Origin of the sequence: Streptomyces sp. NPDC127100 (assembly GCF_042724095.1) — a bacterium.
Classification (GTDB): domain Bacteria; phylum Actinomycetota; class Actinomycetes; order Streptomycetales; family Streptomycetaceae; genus Streptomyces.
The window spans coordinates 144,704-164,187 of record NZ_JBHXFL010000005.1; the positions used below are offsets into that span (position 1 = coordinate 144,704).

19 protein-coding genes are annotated in these 19,484 nt (G+C 73.7%); 6 read left to right on the forward strand and 13 right to left on the reverse strand.

Annotation, left to right across the window (positions count from 1 at the left end):
• Positions 1 to 37: 37 nt before the first annotated feature.
• The 4 genes from ACFWJB_RS08490 to ACFWJB_RS08505 all read right to left on the reverse strand — a co-directional run bounded on the left by ACFWJB_RS08490 (position 38) and on the right by ACFWJB_RS08505 (position 5,477).
• Positions 38 to 748: a sulfite exporter TauE/SafE family protein gene (locus tag ACFWJB_RS08490; RefSeq protein WP_385457410.1), complete on the reverse strand. Its 711-nt coding sequence runs from the start codon at positions 746 to 748 to the stop codon at positions 38 to 40.
• Positions 745 to 2,160 (reverse strand): amidohydrolase family protein, encoded by a 1,416-nt coding sequence (locus ACFWJB_RS08495; protein WP_386921095.1) that lies wholly within the window; start codon positions 2,158 to 2,160, stop codon positions 745 to 747. Before ACFWJB_RS08495 ends, ACFWJB_RS08490 begins: the two co-directional genes overlap by 4 nt.
• Complete coding sequence (locus ACFWJB_RS08500) at positions 2,157 to 3,485, reverse strand: uracil-xanthine permease family protein (RefSeq protein ID WP_386921219.1); 1,329 nt, start codon at positions 3,483 to 3,485, stop codon at positions 2,157 to 2,159. The genes ACFWJB_RS08495 and ACFWJB_RS08500 overlap by 4 nt, the downstream gene beginning before the upstream one ends.
• 783 nt (positions 3,486 to 4,268) lie before the next feature.
• Complete coding sequence (locus tag ACFWJB_RS08505) at positions 4,269 to 5,477, reverse strand: Cmx/CmrA family chloramphenicol efflux MFS transporter (protein ID WP_386921221.1); 1,209 nt, start codon at positions 5,475 to 5,477, stop codon at positions 4,269 to 4,271.
• A gap of 237 nt (positions 5,478 to 5,714) precedes the next feature.
• Between ACFWJB_RS08505 and ACFWJB_RS08510 the strand changes: the two genes are divergently transcribed.
• Positions 5,715 to 7,796, forward strand: a complete 2,082-nt coding sequence (locus ACFWJB_RS08510; protein WP_385457416.1) for a SpoIIE family protein phosphatase — start codon at positions 5,715 to 5,717, stop codon at positions 7,794 to 7,796.
• Between the two features lie 48 nt (positions 7,797 to 7,844).
• On the opposite strand, the gene ACFWJB_RS08515 is transcribed toward ACFWJB_RS08510, so the two are convergent.
• Complete coding sequence (locus ACFWJB_RS08515; RefSeq protein ID WP_385457417.1) at positions 7,845 to 8,507, reverse strand: glyoxalase; 663 nt, start codon at positions 8,505 to 8,507, stop codon at positions 7,845 to 7,847.
• 176 nt (positions 8,508 to 8,683) lie between these two features.
• On the opposite strand from ACFWJB_RS08515, the gene ACFWJB_RS08520 reads away from it, so the two are divergent.
• Positions 8,684 to 9,352, forward strand: a complete 669-nt coding sequence (locus ACFWJB_RS08520; RefSeq protein ID WP_385457419.1) for a CBS domain-containing protein — start codon at positions 8,684 to 8,686, stop codon at positions 9,350 to 9,352.
• A 51-nt stretch (positions 9,353 to 9,403) separates the two neighbouring features.
• On the opposite strand, the gene ACFWJB_RS08525 is transcribed toward ACFWJB_RS08520, so the two are convergent.
• The 4 genes from ACFWJB_RS08525 to ACFWJB_RS08540 form a co-directional block, all read right to left on the reverse strand.
• Positions 9,404 to 10,015 carry a DUF998 domain-containing protein gene (locus tag ACFWJB_RS08525; protein WP_386921098.1) on the reverse strand — a complete coding sequence of 204 codons (612 nt, stop codon included), beginning with the start codon at positions 10,013 to 10,015 and terminating at the stop codon, positions 9,404 to 9,406.
• 69 nt (positions 10,016 to 10,084) lie between these two features.
• Complete coding sequence (locus ACFWJB_RS08530) at positions 10,085 to 10,642, reverse strand: TetR/AcrR family transcriptional regulator (protein ID WP_385457423.1); 558 nt, start codon at positions 10,640 to 10,642, stop codon at positions 10,085 to 10,087.
• A 12-nt stretch (positions 10,643 to 10,654) separates the two neighbouring features.
• Entirely contained in the window at positions 10,655 to 11,236 is a 582-nt protein-coding gene (locus tag ACFWJB_RS08535; protein ID WP_386921100.1) for a sugar O-acetyltransferase, read from the reverse strand.
• 79 nt (positions 11,237 to 11,315) lie between these two features.
• Positions 11,316 to 12,527 carry an MFS transporter gene (locus ACFWJB_RS08540; protein ID WP_386921102.1) on the reverse strand — a complete coding sequence of 404 codons (1,212 nt, stop codon included), beginning with the start codon at positions 12,525 to 12,527 and terminating at the stop codon, positions 11,316 to 11,318.
• A 167-nt stretch (positions 12,528 to 12,694) separates the two neighbouring features.
• Here ACFWJB_RS08540 and ACFWJB_RS08545 point away from each other — a divergent pair, with 167 nt between their 5' ends.
• Both ACFWJB_RS08545 and ACFWJB_RS08550 read left to right on the forward strand, forming a co-directional pair.
• On the forward strand, positions 12,695 to 13,507 hold the full coding sequence (locus ACFWJB_RS08545) for an SAM-dependent methyltransferase (protein WP_386921104.1): 813 nt from the start codon (positions 12,695 to 12,697) through the stop codon (positions 13,505 to 13,507).
• 65 nt (positions 13,508 to 13,572) lie between these two features.
• On the forward strand, positions 13,573 to 14,475 hold the full coding sequence (locus tag ACFWJB_RS08550; protein ID WP_386921106.1) for an endonuclease/exonuclease/phosphatase family protein: 903 nt from the start codon (positions 13,573 to 13,575) through the stop codon (positions 14,473 to 14,475).
• A 223-nt stretch (positions 14,476 to 14,698) separates the two neighbouring features.
• On the opposite strand, the gene ACFWJB_RS08555 is transcribed toward ACFWJB_RS08550, so the two are convergent.
• Positions 14,699 to 15,211 carry a GtrA family protein gene (locus ACFWJB_RS08555; RefSeq protein WP_386921108.1) on the reverse strand — a complete coding sequence of 171 codons (513 nt, stop codon included), beginning with the start codon at positions 15,209 to 15,211 and terminating at the stop codon, positions 14,699 to 14,701.
• A 280-nt stretch (positions 15,212 to 15,491) separates the two neighbouring features.
• Between ACFWJB_RS08555 and ACFWJB_RS08560 the strand changes: the two genes are divergently transcribed.
• Entirely contained in the window at positions 15,492 to 16,058 is a 567-nt protein-coding gene (locus ACFWJB_RS08560) for a tellurite resistance TerB family protein (RefSeq protein WP_385457526.1), read from the forward strand.
• A 65-nt stretch (positions 16,059 to 16,123) separates the two neighbouring features.
• Entirely contained in the window at positions 16,124 to 17,038 is a 915-nt protein-coding gene (locus ACFWJB_RS08565; RefSeq protein WP_385457434.1) for an aminoglycoside phosphotransferase family protein, read from the forward strand.
• Between the two features lie 7 nt (positions 17,039 to 17,045).
• Here ACFWJB_RS08565 and paaE read toward each other — a convergent pair whose 3' ends face one another.
• From paaE to paaC, 3 genes are read right to left on the reverse strand one after another with little or no spacing between them, the layout of a single operon-like run.
• A complete protein-coding gene (gene paaE / locus ACFWJB_RS08570) occupies positions 17,046 to 18,152 on the reverse strand; it encodes a 1,2-phenylacetyl-CoA epoxidase subunit PaaE (RefSeq protein ID WP_385457435.1) in 1,107 nt (368 codons plus the stop codon).
• Positions 18,152 to 18,658, reverse strand: a complete 507-nt coding sequence (gene paaD / locus ACFWJB_RS08575; protein ID WP_385457437.1) for a 1,2-phenylacetyl-CoA epoxidase subunit PaaD — start codon at positions 18,656 to 18,658, stop codon at positions 18,152 to 18,154. The genes paaE and paaD overlap by 1 nt, the downstream gene beginning before the upstream one ends.
• Positions 18,652 to 19,479, reverse strand: a complete 828-nt coding sequence (gene paaC, locus ACFWJB_RS08580; RefSeq protein WP_385457439.1) for a 1,2-phenylacetyl-CoA epoxidase subunit PaaC — start codon at positions 19,477 to 19,479, stop codon at positions 18,652 to 18,654. Before paaC ends, paaD begins: the two co-directional genes overlap by 7 nt.
• Between the last annotated feature and the right edge of the window lie 5 nt (positions 19,480 to 19,484).

The window sequence follows — 19,484 nt, forward strand, 5'->3', positions numbered from 1 at the left end:
GTGCCGTCACGGGCGGGTCTGACGGCCCTCAGGCCCCTCAGGCTCCGAACATCAGGACCAGGCCGGAGACCAGCGCGAAGACCAGCACGAACAGCCGCATCCTGCGTGCGTCCAGTCGGTGGTGCACCAGGCGGCTGAGCCACGCGCCGACGGCGATCGCCGGCAGCAGCATGGTCGCCTGGCCCAGCTCCGCGGGCTGCGCCTTGCCCGTCGCGAACAGCAGTACCAGGGAGGCGACTTCCCCGACGAGGAAGCAGGCGGCGACGGTGGAGCGCAGCTCGGCGGGCGGCCGGTGCTGGTAGACCAGCGCGAGCGGGGGACCGCCGACGCCGGTCGCGGTCTCCGTGAGCCCGGTGACGGCACCCGCGCCGACGTACGCCACCCGCCCGGGCGCGAACGCCGGTGCGGTCAGGCTGACGACCGCGGCGAGTACGGTGGCCACGCCCACGAACAGGCCCAGACTGCGTTCCGGTATCAGCCACAACAGGGCCAGACCGGCCGGGGTGGCGGCGAGCCGCGCCCCGGTGATCCAGCCGGCGCCGCGCAGGTCGATCGACGCCCGTTCCCGCCAGGCGACGTACAGATTGAGCGGGATCATCGACGCCAGGACGAAGACCGGGACCAGTCCGGGGTCGACGATCCCGGCGACGGGCGCGACGATCAGCGCGAAGCCCAGTCCGCTGCTGCCCTGGACGAACGCGGCGACGGCGACCGTCACCGCGAGGACCGCCAGCATCTGCGTACTCACTGTGCCGCGCTCCGCTCCTGTGTCGTGCTCAGCGCCCGTGACGCCGTCGACGTGGGGTGCACCCGGGTGACGCCGGCCCTGGCGACGGTGGCGCGGGCCAGGTCGGCGGCCCGTCTCACCAGTGCGGGCCCGTCCCAGCCGACGGGACGGCCGTGCCACATGCGCAGCCGGCCGGCGACGAACACGGCCGTTATCTGGTCCCGGTTGCCGCGCCGGACGAGCTCCCACGGCAGGTCCCAGGAGAGCGCCGTCTCCGGGGTGTCGGCGTCGACGAGGAGGAAGTCGGCCGCCGCGCCCGGCGCGACGGTGCCGGTGAGGGCGCCGAGCCCGACGGCGTCCGCTCCCCCGCGGGTGGCACGGTCCAGCCACGTCCAGCCGGCTCCGCAGGACGAGTCGCCGGTCGCCAGCCCGTAGGCCAGCCGCTGGGCGAACTCGGCGGCGTCCGCGAGCCGGAAGCCGTCGCCGCGGGTGCCGTCGGTGCCGAGTCCGAATCGGACGCCGCGCTCGGCCATCGCCGTCGCGGGGGCGACCGCGTTGCCCTTCCACGCGCTCGCGACGGGGTTGTAGCTGACGGCCGTTCCCGTGTCGGCGAGCAGGCTCAGTTCGCGCGGGGTGAGGAGCGTGGCGTGCGCGGCGAGCAGTTGCGGGCCGAGCGCGCCGATGCCGTGCAGGTGCTCGAGGGGGCGCAGACCGTGCCGCACCAGGGAGCGTTCCACGCCGGCGAGGTGCTCGTTGACGTGGATCTGCACGACGGTCCCGGCCTCGGCGGCCAGGCGGGCGGTGGCGCGCAGGGTGTCCTCGGTGGCGGCCTCGGGGATCGAGACGGCCAGCGAGGGGTGGATCAGGGCGTCGCCGGTGTAGCGGGCGAGGTGCTTCTCGGCGTGTTCCAGGACGGCCGGACCGGTGCCGTCGCCGGCGTCCGCGTCGTTGCAGACCAGCCCGAGTACGCAGCGGATCCCGGCGTCGCGTGCGGCCGAGGCGACGACGTCCACGTCGACGTCGGCGCGGGTGCCGGCGTCGGCGACGGTGGTGAAGCCGCCGCGCAGCGCCTCGAGTGCCGCCAGCTTGGCCGCCGTGTAGGCGGACTCCTCGTCCAGCGCGCCCTCCAGCGGTACCCAGACCCGGCGGAAGATCTCGGACGGCTCCCCGAAGGCGAGGGCCGCGCCGAAGCTCTGGGTGAGGTGGTGGTGGGCGTCGACGAAGCCGGGCATCAGCAGGTGGCCGGGCAGCCGTACGGTCCGCTGCCGCGGGTGGGCGCGCTCCAGTTCGGCAGCCGGTCCGACGGCTTCGAAGCGGCCGTCGTCCACCAGGACCGCCCAGCCGTCGACGGGGCCTTCCGGCAGCAGGACCGCGCCGGGCAGGAGGAGCAGCGGGCCGGGGCGGGCGAGGGCGTCACGGTCGGATGGGTTCATCGGTCGCTTCCTGTGCGTGCGGAGGTCAGGCGGGCGACGGCGCCGGGCCTGACGTGGTGGAAAAGGATGTTGAGGACGGCGGCGGTGAACGTGCCGACGGCGACGCCGCTTTCGAGGAGGATCCGGACGTTGGCGGGGAAGGCCCCGTACACGCCGGGGACGAGGATGGGCAGCAGTCCCAGCGCGAGTGCTACGGCGCAGATGAAGGTGCTGGTGTGCCGGTCGAGTTCGGAGCGTCCGAGCATCTGGACGCCGAGCACGGTGATGACACCGAAGACGACCATGGCGGTGCCGCCGACGACCGCGGTCGGGATCACGCTGATCGTGCGGGTGACGGGGGCGAGGAATCCGACGACGATGAGCACGACGCCGGCCGCGGCGGTGACGAACCGGCTGCGGACCCCGGTGACGCGGACGATTCCGATGTTCTCCCCGCTGGTGACCATGAGCGGCAGGCCGAAGAACCCGCCGAAGAGCGAGGTGAGCGCGTCTCCGCGGACGGTCTTGGGCACATCGGTCCGCTTGTCGATCTCCTTGCCGACGGCTTCGGCGTTGATGACGGTCTGGCCGGTGGCCTCGGCCATGGACGCCAGGCTGTAGAGCATCAGCGGCAGCGCGGCGACGAGGTTGAACTGGGGCGAGCCGAAGGGCATCAGGTGGGGCACGTTCACCAGGCTGCCCCCCGCCGCGCCTCCCCCGTGGAGCACACCGGTCACGGCGGCGAGCGCGGTGCCGGCGAGCAGGCCCAGCATCACGGCCAGTTGGCGCACGACACCGCTGAAGAACAGGTAGAAGACGACGGTGAACCCGATCGTCGCCATGCCGAGACCGAGGTCGGCGGGGTCGGCGAAGCCCGGCGCGCCGGGCTGCCCGGTGACGAGGACGGCGCCGACCTTCACCAGATTGACGCCGACGATGACGATCATCGTGCCGATGACGAGAGCGGGGAAGTATCTGAGCAGCCGGGAGAAGACCGGCAGGACGACGAAGGTGAACACCGCCGTCAGTACCACCGCGCCGGTGGCGGTGCGCACTCCGTGCTGCTCGGCGATCGCGAGGAACAGGATGAGCGGTGCCCCGCCCGGCAGCATCACGAACGGCAGCCGCGGTCCGAACTTCCACAGTCCGAGCGACTGGAGCAGCGACCCCGCCCCCGAGAGCACGAAGGCGGCCGAGAGCAGGTCGACGGTGAGGTCGGTGTCGAGGCGGAGGGTGGCGCTCATCAAGAAGATCGCCGAGATGGGGGTGGCGGCCATGACGAGGACGTGCTGGATGCCGAAGAGCAGGATCCGCCCCACGGGCCGGGCCTCGTCCACGGGGTGCACGGCGGGCCGGGCGACGTCCCCGGACGGCGCCTCGGCGGGGTCGGGCGGGGCCTGGGTGGGGCCGCGGCCGGGCGGGGTCCGGTCGGGGCCGGCGGTCTCCTCGACGGTGGGGCGGCGGTCGGCCGTCCCGGTGGGGGCGACGCCGGAGGCGACCGGTGGTTGCGCGGCCGCTTCGCCGCCGGGGTTCGGTGAGGCTCCGGCCGGGGGCCGGGTCTGGCGGGGACTGGACACGTTCGGGCTCCGTTCGGGCATACGGGCACGCTCGGATTTCAGCCGCGATCCGGCCCTGGACGGAGAGCCAAATCGATTTGGCCAAATCGATTTGGCCGCCAGTATGTGATCCCTCCGACCGAGCGTCAAGGGGCGCGGGGCGGCGCAGCGGGAGGGAAGGAGGGCGCGCGGGGTGCGGCGGAGCGGGAGGGAAGGGGGCGCGCGGGGTGTGGCGGAGCGGGAGGGTGTGGCGCGCCGGGAGCCGTGAGACAGGGCGGGGAGGCGCGCGGGGAGCAGGAGGCTGGGGCGCAACGATTTCCCGGCGTGCCCTCCTGCGGGGGCATCACGCCGGCGCGGCCGCCCGCCGAAGGGATGCGCGGACCGGTCCCGGAGTTCGGGCAGCTGCAGGACACGGGCGGCGCGCCCTGCCGGGCGTTCTCACCGGCCGCGCCACGCGCCCTCCGCACCGCCCACCGGCCGCACCGCCCACCGGCCGCGCCACGCGCCCTCCCCACCGCGCGCCCTCCGCGACGGCGCGCGGCGGACGGGGGCGGCCGGCCGGCCGCCCTGCCGTCACACGCGCTGCGCGTGCTCCGTGCCCGCGGGCTCCGCGGCGAGGCTTCCCATCACGACGCGGGAACGGCTGTGCAGGCGCAGCGAGACGGCGACGAGGCCGATCGCGACCGCCGTCATCGCCGCACCGGCCCAGGCCGTGGAGGCGTAGCCGAGGCCCGCGTCGATCACCGTGCCGCCGAGCCAGGGGCCGCCGGTGTTGCCCAGGTTGAAGGCGGCGGTCGTCGTCGCGCCCGCGAGCGTGGGCGCGGCGCCCGCCACGTTGAACATGCGGGCGTTGAGCGCCGGCGCGGTGTAGAACGCGGAGACGCCCAGGAGGAACGACAGGGCGATGGCGACGGCGGGACTGGAGGCGAACAGGGCCAGCGCGGTCAGCAGCACGGTCGAGGCGGTGATACCGGACAGGAGCACGCCGAACAGGTGGGCGTCGGCGACGCGTCCGCCGATCGTCGTGCCGACCAGCGCGCCGATGCCGAACAGCGCCAGCACGGTCGGCACCCAGCCGTCCTCCAGGCCGGCCACGTCCGTGAGCAGCGGCGCGAGGTAGGAGAAGGCGCAGAACACGCCGCCCGCCGCGAGCGCGGTCACCACGATGGAGAGCCACACCTGGCGGTCTCGGTAGATCGCGAGTTCGCCCTTGAGCACGGGGAGCCGCTCCGGCAGCGGGATGCGGGGGATCTTCGTCGCCACTCCGACGAGGGCGATCGCGGACGCCGCGCCCACGGCCCAGAACGCGGAGCGCCAGCCCAGGTGCTCACCGAGGAACGCGCCCGCCGGGACGCCGAGGACGTTCGCGATCGACAGTCCGCCGATCATCACCGCCATCGCGCGGGCCCGCGACGTCTGCGGCACCATCGCGATGGCCACCGCAGCACCCACCGCCCAGAATCCCGCGCACGCCAGGGCGCTGACGACCCGTGAGACGAAGAGGACCTCGTACGTCGGTGCCAGGGCGCCCGCGACCTGGCCGAGGCCGAAGACCGAGATCAGGGAGACCAGGGTGGTCTTCCGCGGCAGCCGCAGCGTCGCGACGGCGAGCAGTGGGGCGCCGATCACCATGCCGATGGCGAACGCCGATATCAGCAGTCCGGCCCGGGGGATGGACACGCCCATGTCGTCCGCGATGGGCGGCAGCAGGCCGGACAGCATGAACTCGCTGGTACCGAGCGCGAAGACGGAGAGGCCGAGGATGTAGACGGCGAGTGGCATGCGGGGCGCCATGGGCCGCGCGGAGGATTCGGGCATGACAGGTGCCAACCAAGATCTTCCTCCTGTCATTCCCCCACGGCCCCCGGTCTCAGGATGCGGTCGGCCTCCCTCACCACCACCGGACGCGCGCCGCGGACCGCGGGCGCGCAGAATGGGAGGAGGACATGCCGGCTCGGTGGCGTCCGGCCGCCTCGGGACGGGGCGCACCGATGCGACGCGACCTGCCGGGAGGCAGTGATGGAGCACTCCGGGAGCCGACGCGGTGAGCACCGGCCGCGAGGCGACCGCCGGGCTGCCGCGCATGTGGCCCTGGCCGTCAACGGCATGGGCAGTTTCACCTGGGACGTGCCCAGTGGGGAGATGCAGTACGACGACGCCGCCCTCGCCGTCATGGGCTTCCGCCCCGGCGAGTTCGACGGCCGGCTGAGCACACTCGGTGAACGGATGCTCGCGGCGGAACTGCCCGCGGTCCGGGCGAGCGTGGACCGGGCCCTCGAGGACCGGTCCGGGTTCAGTCTGTACTTCCGCGTCCGGCACCCCGACGGCTGGCTGCGCTGGACGCACACCCAGGGCCACGTCGTGTGCGACGCCCAGCGGCGTCCCCTCCAGGTCATCGGCATCGTGCGGGACGCCAGCCAGGAGCTGCGGGCCATCGACCAGACCCAGCAGCTGCGCCAGGCCAGACAGGACCGGCGCCGGCAGGCGGACATCGTCGCGCACCTCAGTGACGCCCTCATGCCCACGGTCACGGTGGAGGACGTCGCGGAGGCCCTCACCTCGGCCCGCCTGATGGAGCGGCTGGGGGCCTCGAGCATCGTCCTGGGGCTGGTCGACAACGGCCGGATGGAACTGATCGGCTCGAACGGTCTGAGCCGGCAGCTCGTCCGGGACTTCCACCTGTCCCGGCTCGACCAGCCGCTGCCGCTCAGCGAGGCGGTGCGCACCCGCGAGCCCGTCTTCGTCACCGAGCGCGACGAGTTCGTCGAGCGGTACCCGGCGCTGCGGCCCTATCTGAAGATGTTCTCGCGGGCGACGGGCGCGGTGTACCAGCCGCTGATCGCCCACGACACCCCGATCGGTGCCCTCGGCCTCACCTTCGACGGCAAGGGTGTGTTCACGCACGACGAGCGGACGGTGCTGAACGCCCTGGGCAAGGTGGTCGCCCAGTCGCTGCAGCGGGCCCTGCTGTACGACAGGGAGCACGAGCTGGCGGCCGGGCTGCAGACCGCCATGCTCCCCGGTCACATGCCGCCCACTCCCGGGCTGGTCTCCGCCACCCGCTACCGTCCGGCGAGCGCCCGCGGCGGGATCGGCGGTGACTGGTACGACGCGCTCACGCTCCCGGACGGCCGGGTCGTCGCCGTCGTCGGCGACGTGCAGGGTCACGACGTCACGGCCGCCGCCGTGATGGGCCAGCTGCGCATCGCCCTGCGGGCCTACGCGGCCGAGGGCCACCCGCCGACGACGGTCGTCGCGCGCGCCTCCGCCTTCCTCACCGAGCTGGACACCGACCGGTTCGCCACCTGCCTGCTCGTGCAGATCGACCCGCGCACCGGACGCACCGTGATCGTGCGTGCCGGTCACCTGGGTCCCGTGCTGCGGCGTCCGGACGGCACCTGTACGTGGCTGGAGACCCCCGGCGGCCTTCCGCTCGGTCTGTCGAACCCGGGGTCGCGGCCCGGGCATCCCGCCCTCGAGATGGTGCTGAGCCCAGGTTCGACGCTGCTGCTGTGCACGGACGGGCTCGTCGAGTCGCGCACGGCCGACATCGGTGAGGGCTGCCGCAGGCTGCTCGGCGCCGTCGCCGCCGGGCCCGTGGAGCCGGACGGCCTCGCCGACCACGTGCTGAACTCCATGAGCGCCCACACGGGCGAGGACGACGACGTGGCGTTGCTGATCATACGGCGCGACCGCCATGCGTCCGAGGCCAGCGAGCGGCTGGAGGTCGCCATCCGTCCGGTCGACCCCGACACCCTGCGCACGGCCCGGCTGGCGCTGCGGACGGCGCTGGCCGACTGGTCGCTGGGCCCGCTGTCCGAGACGGCGGAGCTGCTCGCCTGCGAGCTGGCCACGAACGCCCTGCTGCACGCCCGGGGCGACTCGACCCTCACGGTCTCGCCGGTGGCCGGCCGGGGCCCCACCGTGCGGCTGGCGGTCACCGACACCTCACCGGTCTCGCCACGGCGCCGGGCCGCGACCGAACGTTCGACGTCGGGCCGCGGACTGATGCTGATCGAGGAGCTCGCCTCCGCCTGGGGGGTCGAGTCGCGGGGCAACGGCAAGACGGTGTGGTGCGAAGTGACCCTGCCGCCGAACTGACCGGACCCCTCGGCGCGGACGGGTGCGGCGGTCCGGTGGCCGTCCCCGTCAGTCCGCCCCGTGGGCGTCCGGGCTCCCCGGGCGGGTCGCGGTCGCCGGGACGGTGGCCTCCCAGACGAATCCGTCCGGGTCGGTGAACGGACCGGTGGCGCAGGACAGCACGAGCCGGTGCGACCCCGTGCCCCCGACGGGAACGCCCGCGACCTTGGCCAGCGCGCGGCGCTTGTACAGGGACAGCTTGACGGTGCCCGCCCCGGGGGTGAACTCGACGTACTTGCCGCCGAAGCTCTTGCCCACGCCGAAGCCCTGCTCGACGTAGTACTGCTTGCAGGCCTTCACGTCCTCGACCCCCAGAAGGAGCACGATCTCGTCGACGTTCCGGGTGACCGGCCCGCTGTCCTTCTTCGCCGACGTCGCGAGCTGCCAGATGGTGCCGTCCGGGGCCTGGACGACGCCGCCGTAGCCCCACAGCGACTTCGCGGCGGGCTTGAGGACGGTGGCACCCGCATCGACGGCCGCGGCGGCGAGCGCGTCGACGTCACCAGGCTGGGACACCACGAGCGAGAGGGTGAAACCGCGGAAACCGGTCGTGGGGGCGTCGGAGCCGCGGAGCCGCACCTGTGAGGGGTCCAGACCGAAGGCGTCGTCGTAGAAGCGGGCGGCGGCCGCGGTGTCGGCCACCTCCAGGGTGACGTAGTCGATGGCGTTCATGTCATCGACGGTACGGGCGGCCGGGTCACCGGCGCTTCTCGAAAACTGACCGGCCGGGCGGCTCCCGTGTGCGCTGCCGGCGGACAGGGGCACGCTTCCGGCTCGCGGGACGTTTCAGGTGGTGAGAAGGTCGGATGCCGGTCGACGCGCCCCGGCAGCGGAGAGGAAGTCCTGGAATGAAGCACCAGAGGGTGTGCGATGTGATGAGCGACGCCGTGGTCCGTGTGCAGCACGGAACGCCGTTCAAGGAGATCGCCCACCTGCTGCAGGACTACGACATCACGGCGGTCCCCGTGGTCGACGGGGCGGACCGGCCCGTGGGGGTGGTGTCGGAGGCGGACCTCCTGCAGAAGATGTGGGGCGCGGAGCCGGACGGGCCCGCCGGGCCGGGCGCGGGAGCCGGGTCCGCCGGCGCCAAGGCCTCCGCCACCGACGCGGCGGGGCTGATGACGTCGCCCGCCGTCTGTGCGCGCGAGGACTGGAGCGTCGTGGAGGCCGCCCGCGTGATGGCACGGCACGGCATCAAGCGGCTCCTGGTGGTCGGCGAGGACGGGCGGCTGATCGGGGTGGTCAGCAGGAGCGACCTGCTGCGGGTCTTCCTGCGCAAGGACCGGGCGATCCGGACCGAGATCATCGAGGAGACCCTGGTGCGCACCCTCGGCCTGCCGCCCTCCTCCCTGCAGGTGGACGTGACGCACGGGCACGTCGTCCTGAGCGGCGGGCTCCCCGAGGACGTGTCCGTGTCCGCGCTGGAGGAGCTGTGCCGGCGCGTGGACGGCGTCGTCGCCGTGGAGTTCCGGCCGACGGGCGAGGCCGACGGCGACGGTCCGGCGTCCGGTCGCTGACGGCGGGCGGGGACGGCCGCCCGGGGCCGCGAGCCGGACGCGGGCTCTGCCCTACCGTCTCCGCCCGGCTCCCTCGTCACGTCTTCCGGAGCGCGACAGGCAGGACGTGACCACCACGAAGGGCCACAGGGACTGGGCGAACGTGACCACCCGTTCCGCCACGCCTGCCGCGCCGTCGCGCGTCATCTCCAACAGGAACCACGCGCCGCCGACGGCCATCAGCACGGTCGCCGTGATCGACGGTGCGGGCCGCAGGGCCCACGGGGCGCCTCCGTCGCCGTCGATGGCCAGGACCGGCCACAGCGCCAGCAGCGTGAAGCCGATCACGGCCACCGTGCCGTGACGCAGGGAGCCTCCGCTGCTCGGCGCGGGCAGCAGCACCACCGCGAACGCCGCCAGTCCTCCCCCGCCGAGCGCCAGCCGGCCGGCGGCCGAGGCCGCCCGCAGCCCGCAGGCGGTCAGCAGATGGCAGAGTCCCAGCGCGAGGAACGCCCCGTTCATCACCCAGAACCCCGAGGCTCCGTAGGATCCCAGAACGCTGATCGTATCGGTGGACGGGTCGTAGGCGGGCCCCATCAGCAGGGCCGCGATCGCCCACCCTCCGATCAGCAGGATGGGCGCGCACCCCGACGTGAACAACACCCACCTGGGAACGGTTCGCATCGAACCACCATAAAACGCCCTCCTTCCGGCGCCTTCCCACCCGGACGCGGGTCGACCCGGCGGCCGGCCCTATGCGGCGGGCCGGCCGGTGGTGGTGATGCGGGTGACGGCTTCGAGGGTGAGGGCCCGGTCGTGCGGCTCACGGGCCAGGGCGCGATGGAGCGTCAGGCCCTCGATGAGGGCGTCGAGCTGACGGGCCGTGCCGGGGTCGAAGTGCTTCTCCAGATGGGTGCGGCTGCGCCGCATCCATTCGTGGGTGAGTTCCCGGTAGGCGGGCCGGCGTGCCGCGAGGGTGTAGAGCTCCTGGGTGAGCACGAGGTCGCGCGGGCTTCCCTCGGAGAGGGCGTGCACGAGGTCCGTCACGGCCCGTCGGGCCTGGTCGCCGTCGGCCGGGGCGGCGAGGTGGGCGTCGAACACGGCGACGATGTGGTCGGTGAAGCGGCCGAACGCCTCGCGGAGCACCTGGTCCATGCCGCTGAAGTGGTAGGTCATGGACCCCAGGGGGACACCGGCGCGGGCGGCGATCTTCCGGTGGGAGACCTGGGCGAGGCCCTCTTCGGCGATGAGGTCCAGGGTCGCGTCGAGAATGCGCTCGCGGCGCTGGGGGTCTGCGTGTCCGGTAGCCATGGCGGAAGAATCTCAGAGGTCGCGGACCGGGCGCGCGGGGTTGCCGACGGCGACGACGTCGGCGGGAACGTCCTTGGTGACGACCGCTCCGGCGCCGATGACGGAGTTGTCGCCGATGGTGACGCCGGGCAGGACGACGGCGCCTCCGCCGAGCCAGACGTTGTCCCCGATGGTGATCGGGCGGGCGGCCTCCAGCTTGTCGCGTCGTGGCTGCGGCTCCAGCGGGTGGGTCGGTGTCAGCAGTTGCACACCCGGACCGATCTGGCAGTCCGCGCCGATGGTGATCGCCGCGACGTCGAGTGCGGTCAGGTTGTAGTTGACGAAGGTGCGGGCACCGATGGTGATGTTGCTGCCGTAGTCGACGTACAGCGGCGGCCTGACGTGTGCCTCCTCGCCGAGGGAGCCGAGCAGTTCGGCGAGGATCGGCCGGGCGGCGTCGACGTCCTCGGCGTAGGCGGCCTGGTAGCGGGCGGCCAGCCGCACGGCCAGCTTCTGCCGGCGCGCGATCTCGGGATCGTCGGCGATGTAGAGGTCGCCCGCCAGCATGCGCTCGAGGTTGGTGCGGGGGTCCTGTGCGAAGTAGTCCGTCGCCATGCGTACGACCGTACACCTTGGATCGGAGGACCTCCCGCACCGCCGTACGAGGGAGACGGTGCCTCGCTCCGGCGTCCGGTCAGCGCCGCTTCGTCCGCAGCACCCCGGCGGTGAGGAGCACGACGACGCCGGCGAGGGGCACCACGAGCAAGCCGGCCCGGAGACCGGCCGTGTCGGCGACCAGCCCGACGACGGGCGGCGAGAGCAGGAAGCCCAGACGCATGAGCCAGGAGACGACGGTCAACCCGGTGCCGGGCGCCAGTCCCGGCAGTTCGTCGGCCTCGTGCATCGCGGCGGGCACCAGGGTCGCCACCCCGAACCCGGCCGCGGCGAAGCCGAGAACCGTCCCGGGCACCGTGGGCAGGGCCAGTGCCAGGCCCATGCCGAGCGCGGCGACGAGACCGCCGGCGCGGGCCACGGCACGCTGCCCGAAGCGGTCGACGAGCCGGTCGCCGACGAGACGGCCGACGAACTGCGCGCCCACCAGCGCGATGTAGCCGGAGGCGGCCAGTGACACCGACGCGTGCAGTGAGCCCGCGAGGTAGAGCGCGGCCCAGGAGTTGCCCGCGTCCTCGACCAGGGTGCCGGCCGTGGCGATGAGGACGAGCGCCGCCAGCACCTGGACCGTTCGCCGCGACGTCCGGCCCGCCCGGCCTTCCGCGGCGCGCACGCCGGGTTCCGCGCCCGGTTCGGCGTCGGGTTCGGCGTCGGGTCCGGACAGGCAGTACCGCAGGGCACCGCACGCGACGACCGCGAACAGTACGGCCGAGATCGCCAGGTGCTGCCCCAGGGGCAGGCCGAGCGCGATCGCCGCGGCGGCCATGCAGCCGCCGGTGACGGCGCCGACGGACCAGACGGCGTGCAGGGAGTTGATGATGGAGCGTCCGTAGCGGCGCTGGACCCGCAGCCCGTGGGCGTTCTGCGCGACGTCGGTGACGGCGTCCATGGCTCCGGCCACAAAGAGCGCGGCGGCCAGCATCACCACGGAGTCGGCCAGGCCGGCGGCGAGGACACCCGCGCCGGTCAGCAGCGTGCCGGCCACCGCGGCGCGCGCCGAGCCCAGCCGGCGGATCACCACGCCCGCCGCCAGGCCGGCTCCGATGGCGCCCGCGGGGAAGGCCGCGACCGCCAGTCCGTAGGCGGTGTTGCCGATGCCCAGGTCCGCCTTGATCTCCGGATACCGGGGCAACAGGTTCGCGAACAGGGCCCCGTTGGTGAAGAACAGCGCGGCGACGGCCGCACGGGCCTTCCGTTCGACGGGCCCGGGCGGGCGCAGGACATCGACAGTCATGCGCGGAGCCTATATGTTGAACGTACGAACGTACACTCCGGGCTCCCGGACTCCGAGGCACGCACCCCGGCGCGGCCCGGTACGCGAACCCCCGTACACGGAAGAAACGTTGAGACGTAGGTTGGGTCGGGACAGTTCACGCCTCGGCCGAGAGACGGACCTTCCACATGAGCGACCCTGTGACGACGCCCGGACCCGCGCACCCGAACATCGACACCTCGGTGCCGCACTCGGCCCGCATCTGGAACTACTGGCTGGGCGGCAAGGACAACTACCCCGTCGACGAGCAGGCCGGAGACGCCTACACCGCCGTCTTCCCCGGCATCGTCACCATCGCCCGCAGCAGCCGCGCCTTCCTGCGCCGCAACATCACCCACCTGGTCGCCGAGGCCGGCATCCGCCAGTTCCTGGACGTCGGGACCGGCCTGCCCACCGCGGACAACACCCACGAGGTCGCCCAGCGGATCGCCCCGGACACCCGGATCGTCTACGTCGACAACGACCCGATGGTCCTGGCACACGCCCGCGCACTGCTCACCTCCACGCCCGAGGGGGCCACGGCCTACATCGACTCGGACGTGCTCGACCCGGACCGCATCGTGGCGGCGGCGGCCGGCACGCTCGATCTCGACCGTCCCGTCGCGCTGGTCCTGAGCAACATCCTGGGCCACATCCCCGACTACGACGTCGCGCGCTCCGTGGTCACCCGGCTGATGGACGCGCTGCCCTCGGGCAGCTACCTGTCCGTCAACGACGGTTCGCGGGGCGTCGACCCGGACTTCGAGCAGGCGCAGGACGCCTACAACGAGAGCGGTGCCGCGCCGTACGTGCTGCGCACCGTTGACCAGATCACGGCGTTCTTCGACGGTCTGGACCTGGTGGAGCCCGGAGTCGTGTCGGTCCCGCTCTGGCGCCCGGACGCCCTCTCCCCCGCACCCGAGCCCATCGGTGAGCACGGCGGCCTCGCCCGCAAGCCGTGATTCCCGTGACCGGCCGCCGTCCGCCCTGCGCCGCCACGGGCACGCCGGCCCGGACGGGGGGCCGGGTGACGGCCGCTTCGGCGGTGCTGACCGCGGGGCTGCTGGCCTTCCCGGCGGTGGTCCCCAACTCCGTGGGGCGGGCGGGCAGTCTGCTGGAGACGTTCCTGCCCTGGCTCGGCCTGGTGGTCGTGGTGCTGCTGGGCCTGGCACTGCTGCGCCGCTCGGCCGTCGCGCTGGTGGCCGTCCTGCTGCCGGTCGCCGCCTGGACGCACCACTTCGGCGTCCTGCTGCTGCCCGCGGCGCGGGCCGGCGGTGACGACCTGGTCGTGGTGCAGCACAACGTCAGCGACGAGAACACCGACCCCGCCGGCACGGCCCGCGCCCTGGCCGGCGCCGGGCCCGACCTCATCGCCCTGGAGGAGCTGGTGCCCCGGGCGCTGCCGGAGTACGAGGCGACCCTCGCCGCCCGGTATCCGTACCACGCGGTCCAGGGCACCGTCGGGCTCTGGTCGAGGCATCCCCTGACCGGAGTCCGGCCGGTGGACATCAGACCGCGCGGGATCACGGAGCCGTGGGACCGCGGGCTGCGAGCGGTGGTGCACACGCCGCACGGCGAGATCGCCGCGTACGTCGCGCACCTGCCGTCGGTGCGTGTCCGGGCGACCGGACTGGCGTCGTCGTGGCGCGACGAGAGCGCCCGCCTGCTGGGCGAGGCCGTCGGCGCCGAGGAGCAGAGGAGGGTGCTTCTGCTGGGCGACCTCAACAGCACGGTCGACGACCGTGGACTGAGCCCGCTGACCGCCCACCTGGAGCCCGCGGAGAGAGGTCTCGCCTTCAGCTTCCCGGCCGGTTTCCCGCTCGCCAGGATCGACCAGGTGATGGCCCGTTCCGCGACGGTCCGTCACATCCGCACCCTGCCCGCCACCGGAAGCGACCACCTGCCGGTGGCCGCCCGCATCACGCTCTGAGCGGGCACACGCGAAACCCCCACCCCTGGGAGCCAGGGGCGGGGGTTCGGAATGGAGCGCCGGGCAGGCCTTGCACCTGCATTTCCCCGCAGGAAGCGGGACGTCTTGCCTTAGACGACCAACGCACGGACATCCACCGGGTTCCGGCCGGACGACCTGGGAAGACTGTAGCGCAGCCGCCCCGGGGACGCACATCCGGGCCGGCGGCCCGGCACCCGACGGGTCAGGCGCGCCGGGGCCGGCGCGGTCCTCGGAAGACGGCCAGCCGCAGGACGACGAAGCGCACCACGGTGACCACGACCGACGTGCCGGTCAGGACGACGGTCTCGGCGGCCGGGGACGCGCCCGGATCCGCGTGTCCGAGGACCAGCACGGCACCGGAGGTCACGACGTAGCCGAGCAGGAAGAGGCCCCCGGCGCCCAGGTGGGCCCGGGCGGGCCGCACGGGAGCGTGCCGGAAGGTCAGGCGCCGGTTGGCCTCGGTGTTGAGCACGGTCAGGACGAGCAGGGAGACGAGGTTGGCGACGACCGGGGGCCACCAGGTGCGCAACAGCCAGTAGAGCAGGGCCTGTCCGACGGTCGAGACGACGCCGATGGCGACGAACCAGCCGACCTCCCGCGACCACACCCCGCGCCGGGGGGCGGCGTCGGGTGCCCCCTCGCCCTGCCCGGCATCCCGCACCGGACGGCGGCCCTCCGTGGTGCGGGCGGTACCGGACGTCCACGGCCGAGCCACGCGTCACCCTCCACCGCAGATCACCGGCCGCGGCATCGCCACGTCGCCGTAGGTTCCGGTGCCCGCCGCCCCCGTCGGCACCCGTGGCTGCGGAGCCTACTACGGGCACCCGCGGGGCCTGCCCGGAGTCCGTCCGGGTGACGTCCCACAGACCGTTTTGCTTTTCCTTTACGATCCGGGAACCGCTCCCGGCCCGGGAGCGTTCAACCTGACGGACCGCGACCCGGCACGACCGCGGACCACGACGGGATACGCAGCAGCAGAAGCCGAGGTGGCACGAGTGGCGATGTGGGACCGGATCAAGGACCAGGCCAGGACGCTCCAGCAGTCCCAGGGCACGCGTGGGACGGGCGGGCACGGGCCGGGACAGCAGGCGTCCGGCCGTCCGGGCTCGTCGTCCGGCGGCTCCAAGGCCCAGCTGATCGGACTGTTCAAGTCCCAGCTCGCGTCGGTGAAGACGGAGCTCAAGAGCGGCGCCTACCGGGACGCGAGCATGGCCATGTGCGCGCTGGTGGCGGCGGCCGACGGGCGGGTGGACCCGGCGGAGCGGCAGCGGGTGGAGGAGCTCATCGTCTCCAACGAGGTCCTGCAGAACTTCCCCGCGGACCAGCTCCGGCAGCGGTTCAACCAGCACGTGGACCGGCTCCTGAGCAACTTCGAGGCGGGCAGGGCCGAGGCGCTGCAGGTGATCGCGAAGGCCGCCAAGAAGCCCGCGGAGGCCCGGGCGGTCGTCCAGACCGGCATGGTCGTCGCCGGCGCGGACGGGGTCTTCGAGGCGGCCGAACAGTACGCGGTGCGTGAGGCGTGCTCCGCCCTGGGGCTGTCTCCCTCGGAGTTCGGCGTCTGAGCGCCCGGGGCCGCCGGGCGGAAAGCGTTTGACGCGCGTCCGCGCCCGGCGATCGGATGGCGTCCATGAGTTCAGGGCAGCCGCGTCCCGGCACGCACCCCATCGACGACGACCTCGTACGGCGGCTGGTCGCCGGACGGTTCCCCCGGTGGTCCGGCCTGCCGGTGAAGCGGTGTCCGTCCGGCGGCACGGTCAACGCGATGTACCGGCTGGGCAACCGGCTGGTCGTGCGGCTGCCGCTCGTGGAGGGCGGGGCCGCCGACGTGCTGGCGGAGCGTCAGTGGCTGCCGCGCCTCGCGCCCCTGCTGCCCGCGGCCGTCCCCGAGGTGGTGGGGGCGGGTGAGCCCGCCGAGGGGTATCCGTGGCCCTGGTCGGTCTACCGGTGGCTGCCCGGGGAGATTCCCGAGGAGGGGGCGCTGAGCGATCCGGTGCGCCTGGCGGAGGATCTGGCCGGGTTCGTGGCGGCGATGCGGAGCGTCACCCTGCCGGGGGCGCCGCCGGCGTACCGCGGCGGCCCGCTCGCCTCGCTCGACGCGTCGACGCGGGCGGCGATCGAGGAGCTGCGCCGCCTTCCGGAGGAGGGCGTCGACGGCGACGCCTTGACCGCCGTCTGGGACGACGCTCTGCGCGCCCCGGCCTGGGGCGGGCCGCCGGTGTGGCTGCACGCCGACCTGATGCCGGGCAATGTGCTGCTCGAGGCCGGCAGGCTCTCCTCGGTGATCGACTTCGGTTGTGCGGGCGTGGGCGACCCGGCCTGCGACCTGTTCCCGGCGTGGAACCTGCTGCCGGCCCGCGCGCGCGAGGTCTTCCGCCGGGCGCTCGGCGTGGACGACGCGACCTGGCGGCGCGGCCGGGGGCGGACGCTCTCCCAGGCACTGATCGCACTGCCCTACTACCGGAGGACGAACCAGGCGATGGCGCGCAACGCCCGGCACGTGATCCGGGCGGTCCTGGAGGAGACCGGACGGGAAGCGCCGTGAAGCCGGGTCAGCTGTCGTAGTCGACGGTCAGCGTGTCGGACGCCGGGTACGACTGGCAGGTCAGGACGTAGCCGGCGTCGACCTCGGCGGCTTCCAGGGCGTAGTTGCGCCGCATGTCGGCCTTGCCGTCGGTGACCAGGGCGCGGCAGGTGCCGCAGACACCGCCCTTGCAGGCGAACGGCAGGTCGGGGCGGCTCTTCTGGGCTCCGTCGAGGACGGTCCGCTCCCGGGACAGCGAGGCCGTCGTGGACCGGCCGTCCAGGGTGATGGTGACCTCGCTGACCGGCCCCTCGGGTCCGGCGTCCTCGTGGTGGACCTCGCGCACCGGCTCGTCGTCGGCGAAGAACAGCTCCCGGTGGACGCGGTCCGCGGGTACGCCGAGGCCGGTCAGGACCTGCTGCGCGTCGAGGACCATGCCGTGCGGGCCGCACAGCCACCAGTGATCGGCGTTCGGGACGTCGACCAGGGCGTCGACGAGCGCCGAGAGCCGTTCGGCGTCCAGCCGGCCGGAGAGCACCTCGGCCTCCCGGGGTTCTCGCGAGAGCACGTGGGCGAGCTGGAAGCGGGCGGGGTGCAGGTCCTTGAGGTCGGCCAGTTCGTCGGCGAACATCACCGTGTCGGTGCGGCGGTTGCCGTAGAACAGGGTGACGGTGGAGCGGTCGTCGGCGGCCAGCACCGACTCGGCGATGGACAGCATGGGCGTGATGCCCGAGCCCGCCGCGATGAGCACATGGTGGCCGGGCGCGGTGAGGTCGGGGGTGAAGAGGCCGGTGGGGGCCATCACCTCGACCGTGTCACCGGGTCGTACGTCGTTGACGAGCCAGGACGAGAACAGGCCGCCCGGCACCACCCGCACCCCGATGCGCGGCGACGATCCGGCCGGCGAGCAGATCGAGTAGGAGCGGCGCTCGTCGCGGCCGTCGATCTCGCGCCGCAGCGTGAGCGACTGTCCCGGCGCGAAGGCGAACTCCCCGGCCAGCCCGTCCGGGATGTCGAAGGCGACGGCGACCGCGTCGGCGCACAGCCGCTGGACGGCGGCGACGCGCAGACGGTGGAAGGCCGGGCGGCGGCGGACGCGTGCCGGGACGGCCGAGGCGGGGGCGGTCGGGGCCATCAGATCTCCTTGACGTACTCGAACGGCTCGCGGCAGGCCCGGCAGCGCCACAGCGCCTTGCAGGACGTGGCGGCGAAACGGGAGGTCTCCTCGGTGTCCGCCGCACCGCACCGGGGGCAGGGCACCGTGCGCCGGGTGGGCGACAGCACGAGGGGGACCGGGCCGCGGGGCGCGGCGCCGGGCGGGGCGATGCCGTGCTCGGCGAGCTTGCGGCGGCCGGATTCGGTGATCCAGTCGCTGGTCCACGGCGGGCTCAGCACCGTGCGGATCTCCACCCGCGCGTACCCGGCGGCACGCAGGCGGGCGGCGACGTCCGCCCGCATCTCGGCCATGGCGGGGCAACCGGAGTAGGTGGGGGTCAGGCTCGCGACCACCGCGCCGTCCTCGGTCATCTCGACGTCGCGCAGCACACCGAGGTCGGCGAGGGTCAGCATGGGCAGCTCGGGGTCCGGCACCCGCTCGGCGATGCGCCGGGCCTGCCGGGCGTCCAGGCGGGTGGTCACCATGTCGCCTCCGGGTGGGCGCGGGCCACGCTCTGCAACTCGGCGAGCAGCGGCGCGAGGTGCTCGGTGTGCTCCCCGTCGCGACCGGAACCGGGCAGCGGCCGGTACACGGGCATCGGCAGTCCGGCCGCCTCGGTGACCTGGCGCAGGACGTCGGTGAGCTCGTCGCGCACGTCGTAGGCGGTGTGCAGCTCGCCGAGGTAGGGGGCGACCTGCTCCAGGGCCGTGCGCATCCTGCGGTGGGACTCGTCCGTGCCGTCGCCGAGTCGCACGGCCCACTCGGCCGCGTACTGCCGGTGGTACGTCAGTTCCTTGACGCCCTTGGCCGCGACCGCCGCGAGGACCGGGTCGGGGTGGGAGGCGAGCCGTTCGAAGTGCGCGAGCCGCCAGGTGGAGAGCACCAACAGCCGCACGACGGCGAACGCGAAGTCGCCGCGCGGCAGTTCGGCCAGGCGCACGTTGCGGAAGTCGGCGGCGTCACGGAAGTAGGCGTAGGCGTCCTCGTCGCGGCCGGTGCCGTCGGTCTGGCCGGCCCGCGAGTAGAGCAGGCGGGCCTGGCCGAGGAGGTCGAGGCCGATGTTGGCCAGCGCCACCTCCTCCTCCAGCTCGGGCGCGCGGGTGACCCACTCGGCGAGCCGCTGGGCCGAGACCAGGGCGTCGTCGGCGAGGGCCACGCACTGGGCGGCCAGTTCCCCGGTGTCGACGCCCTCGGGCACGGCGGTGTCCACGCCGTGCAGCGGGTCCTCGAAGCCGGTGCCGTAGGCCCACCGGGTGTCGTCCTCGTGTCCCTCGGCGAGGGTCATGTAGACGTGGTCGTCGCTCATGCCCT

Coding starts and splice junctions, on each gene's coding strand:
- ACFWJB_RS08510 (WP_385457416.1), top strand. CDS start 5,715: ATGGAGCACTCCGGGAGCCGACGCGGTGAGCACCGGCCGCGAGGCGAC.
- paaC (WP_385457439.1), bottom strand. CDS start 19,479: ATGAGCGACGACCACGTCTACATGACCCTCGCCGAGGGACACGAGGAC.
- ACFWJB_RS08495 (WP_386921095.1), bottom strand. CDS start 2,160: ATGAACCCATCCGACCGTGACGCCCTCGCCCGCCCCGGCCCGCTGCTC.
- paaE (WP_385457435.1), bottom strand. CDS start 18,152: ATGGCCCCGACCGCCCCCGCCTCGGCCGTCCCGGCACGCGTCCGCCGC.
- ACFWJB_RS08515 (WP_385457417.1), bottom strand. CDS start 8,507: ATGAACGCCATCGACTACGTCACCCTGGAGGTGGCCGACACCGCGGCC.
- ACFWJB_RS08545 (WP_386921104.1), top strand. CDS start 12,695: ATGAGCGACCCTGTGACGACGCCCGGACCCGCGCACCCGAACATCGAC.
- ACFWJB_RS08535 (WP_386921100.1), bottom strand. CDS start 11,236: ATGGCGACGGACTACTTCGCACAGGACCCCCGCACCAACCTCGAGCGC.
- ACFWJB_RS08530 (WP_385457423.1), bottom strand. CDS start 10,642: ATGGCTACCGGACACGCAGACCCCCAGCGCCGCGAGCGCATTCTCGAC.
- ACFWJB_RS08565 (WP_385457434.1), top strand. CDS start 16,124: ATGAGTTCAGGGCAGCCGCGTCCCGGCACGCACCCCATCGACGACGAC.
- ACFWJB_RS08520 (WP_385457419.1), top strand. CDS start 8,684: ATGAAGCACCAGAGGGTGTGCGATGTGATGAGCGACGCCGTGGTCCGT.
- ACFWJB_RS08540 (WP_386921102.1), bottom strand. CDS start 12,527: ATGACTGTCGATGTCCTGCGCCCGCCCGGGCCCGTCGAACGGAAGGCC.
- ACFWJB_RS08505 (WP_386921221.1), bottom strand. CDS start 5,477: ATGCCACTCGCCGTCTACATCCTCGGCCTCTCCGTCTTCGCGCTCGGT.
- paaD (WP_385457437.1), bottom strand. CDS start 18,658: ATGGTGACCACCCGCCTGGACGCCCGGCAGGCCCGGCGCATCGCCGAG.
- ACFWJB_RS08525 (WP_386921098.1), bottom strand. CDS start 10,015: ATGCGAACCGTTCCCAGGTGGGTGTTGTTCACGTCGGGGTGCGCGCCC.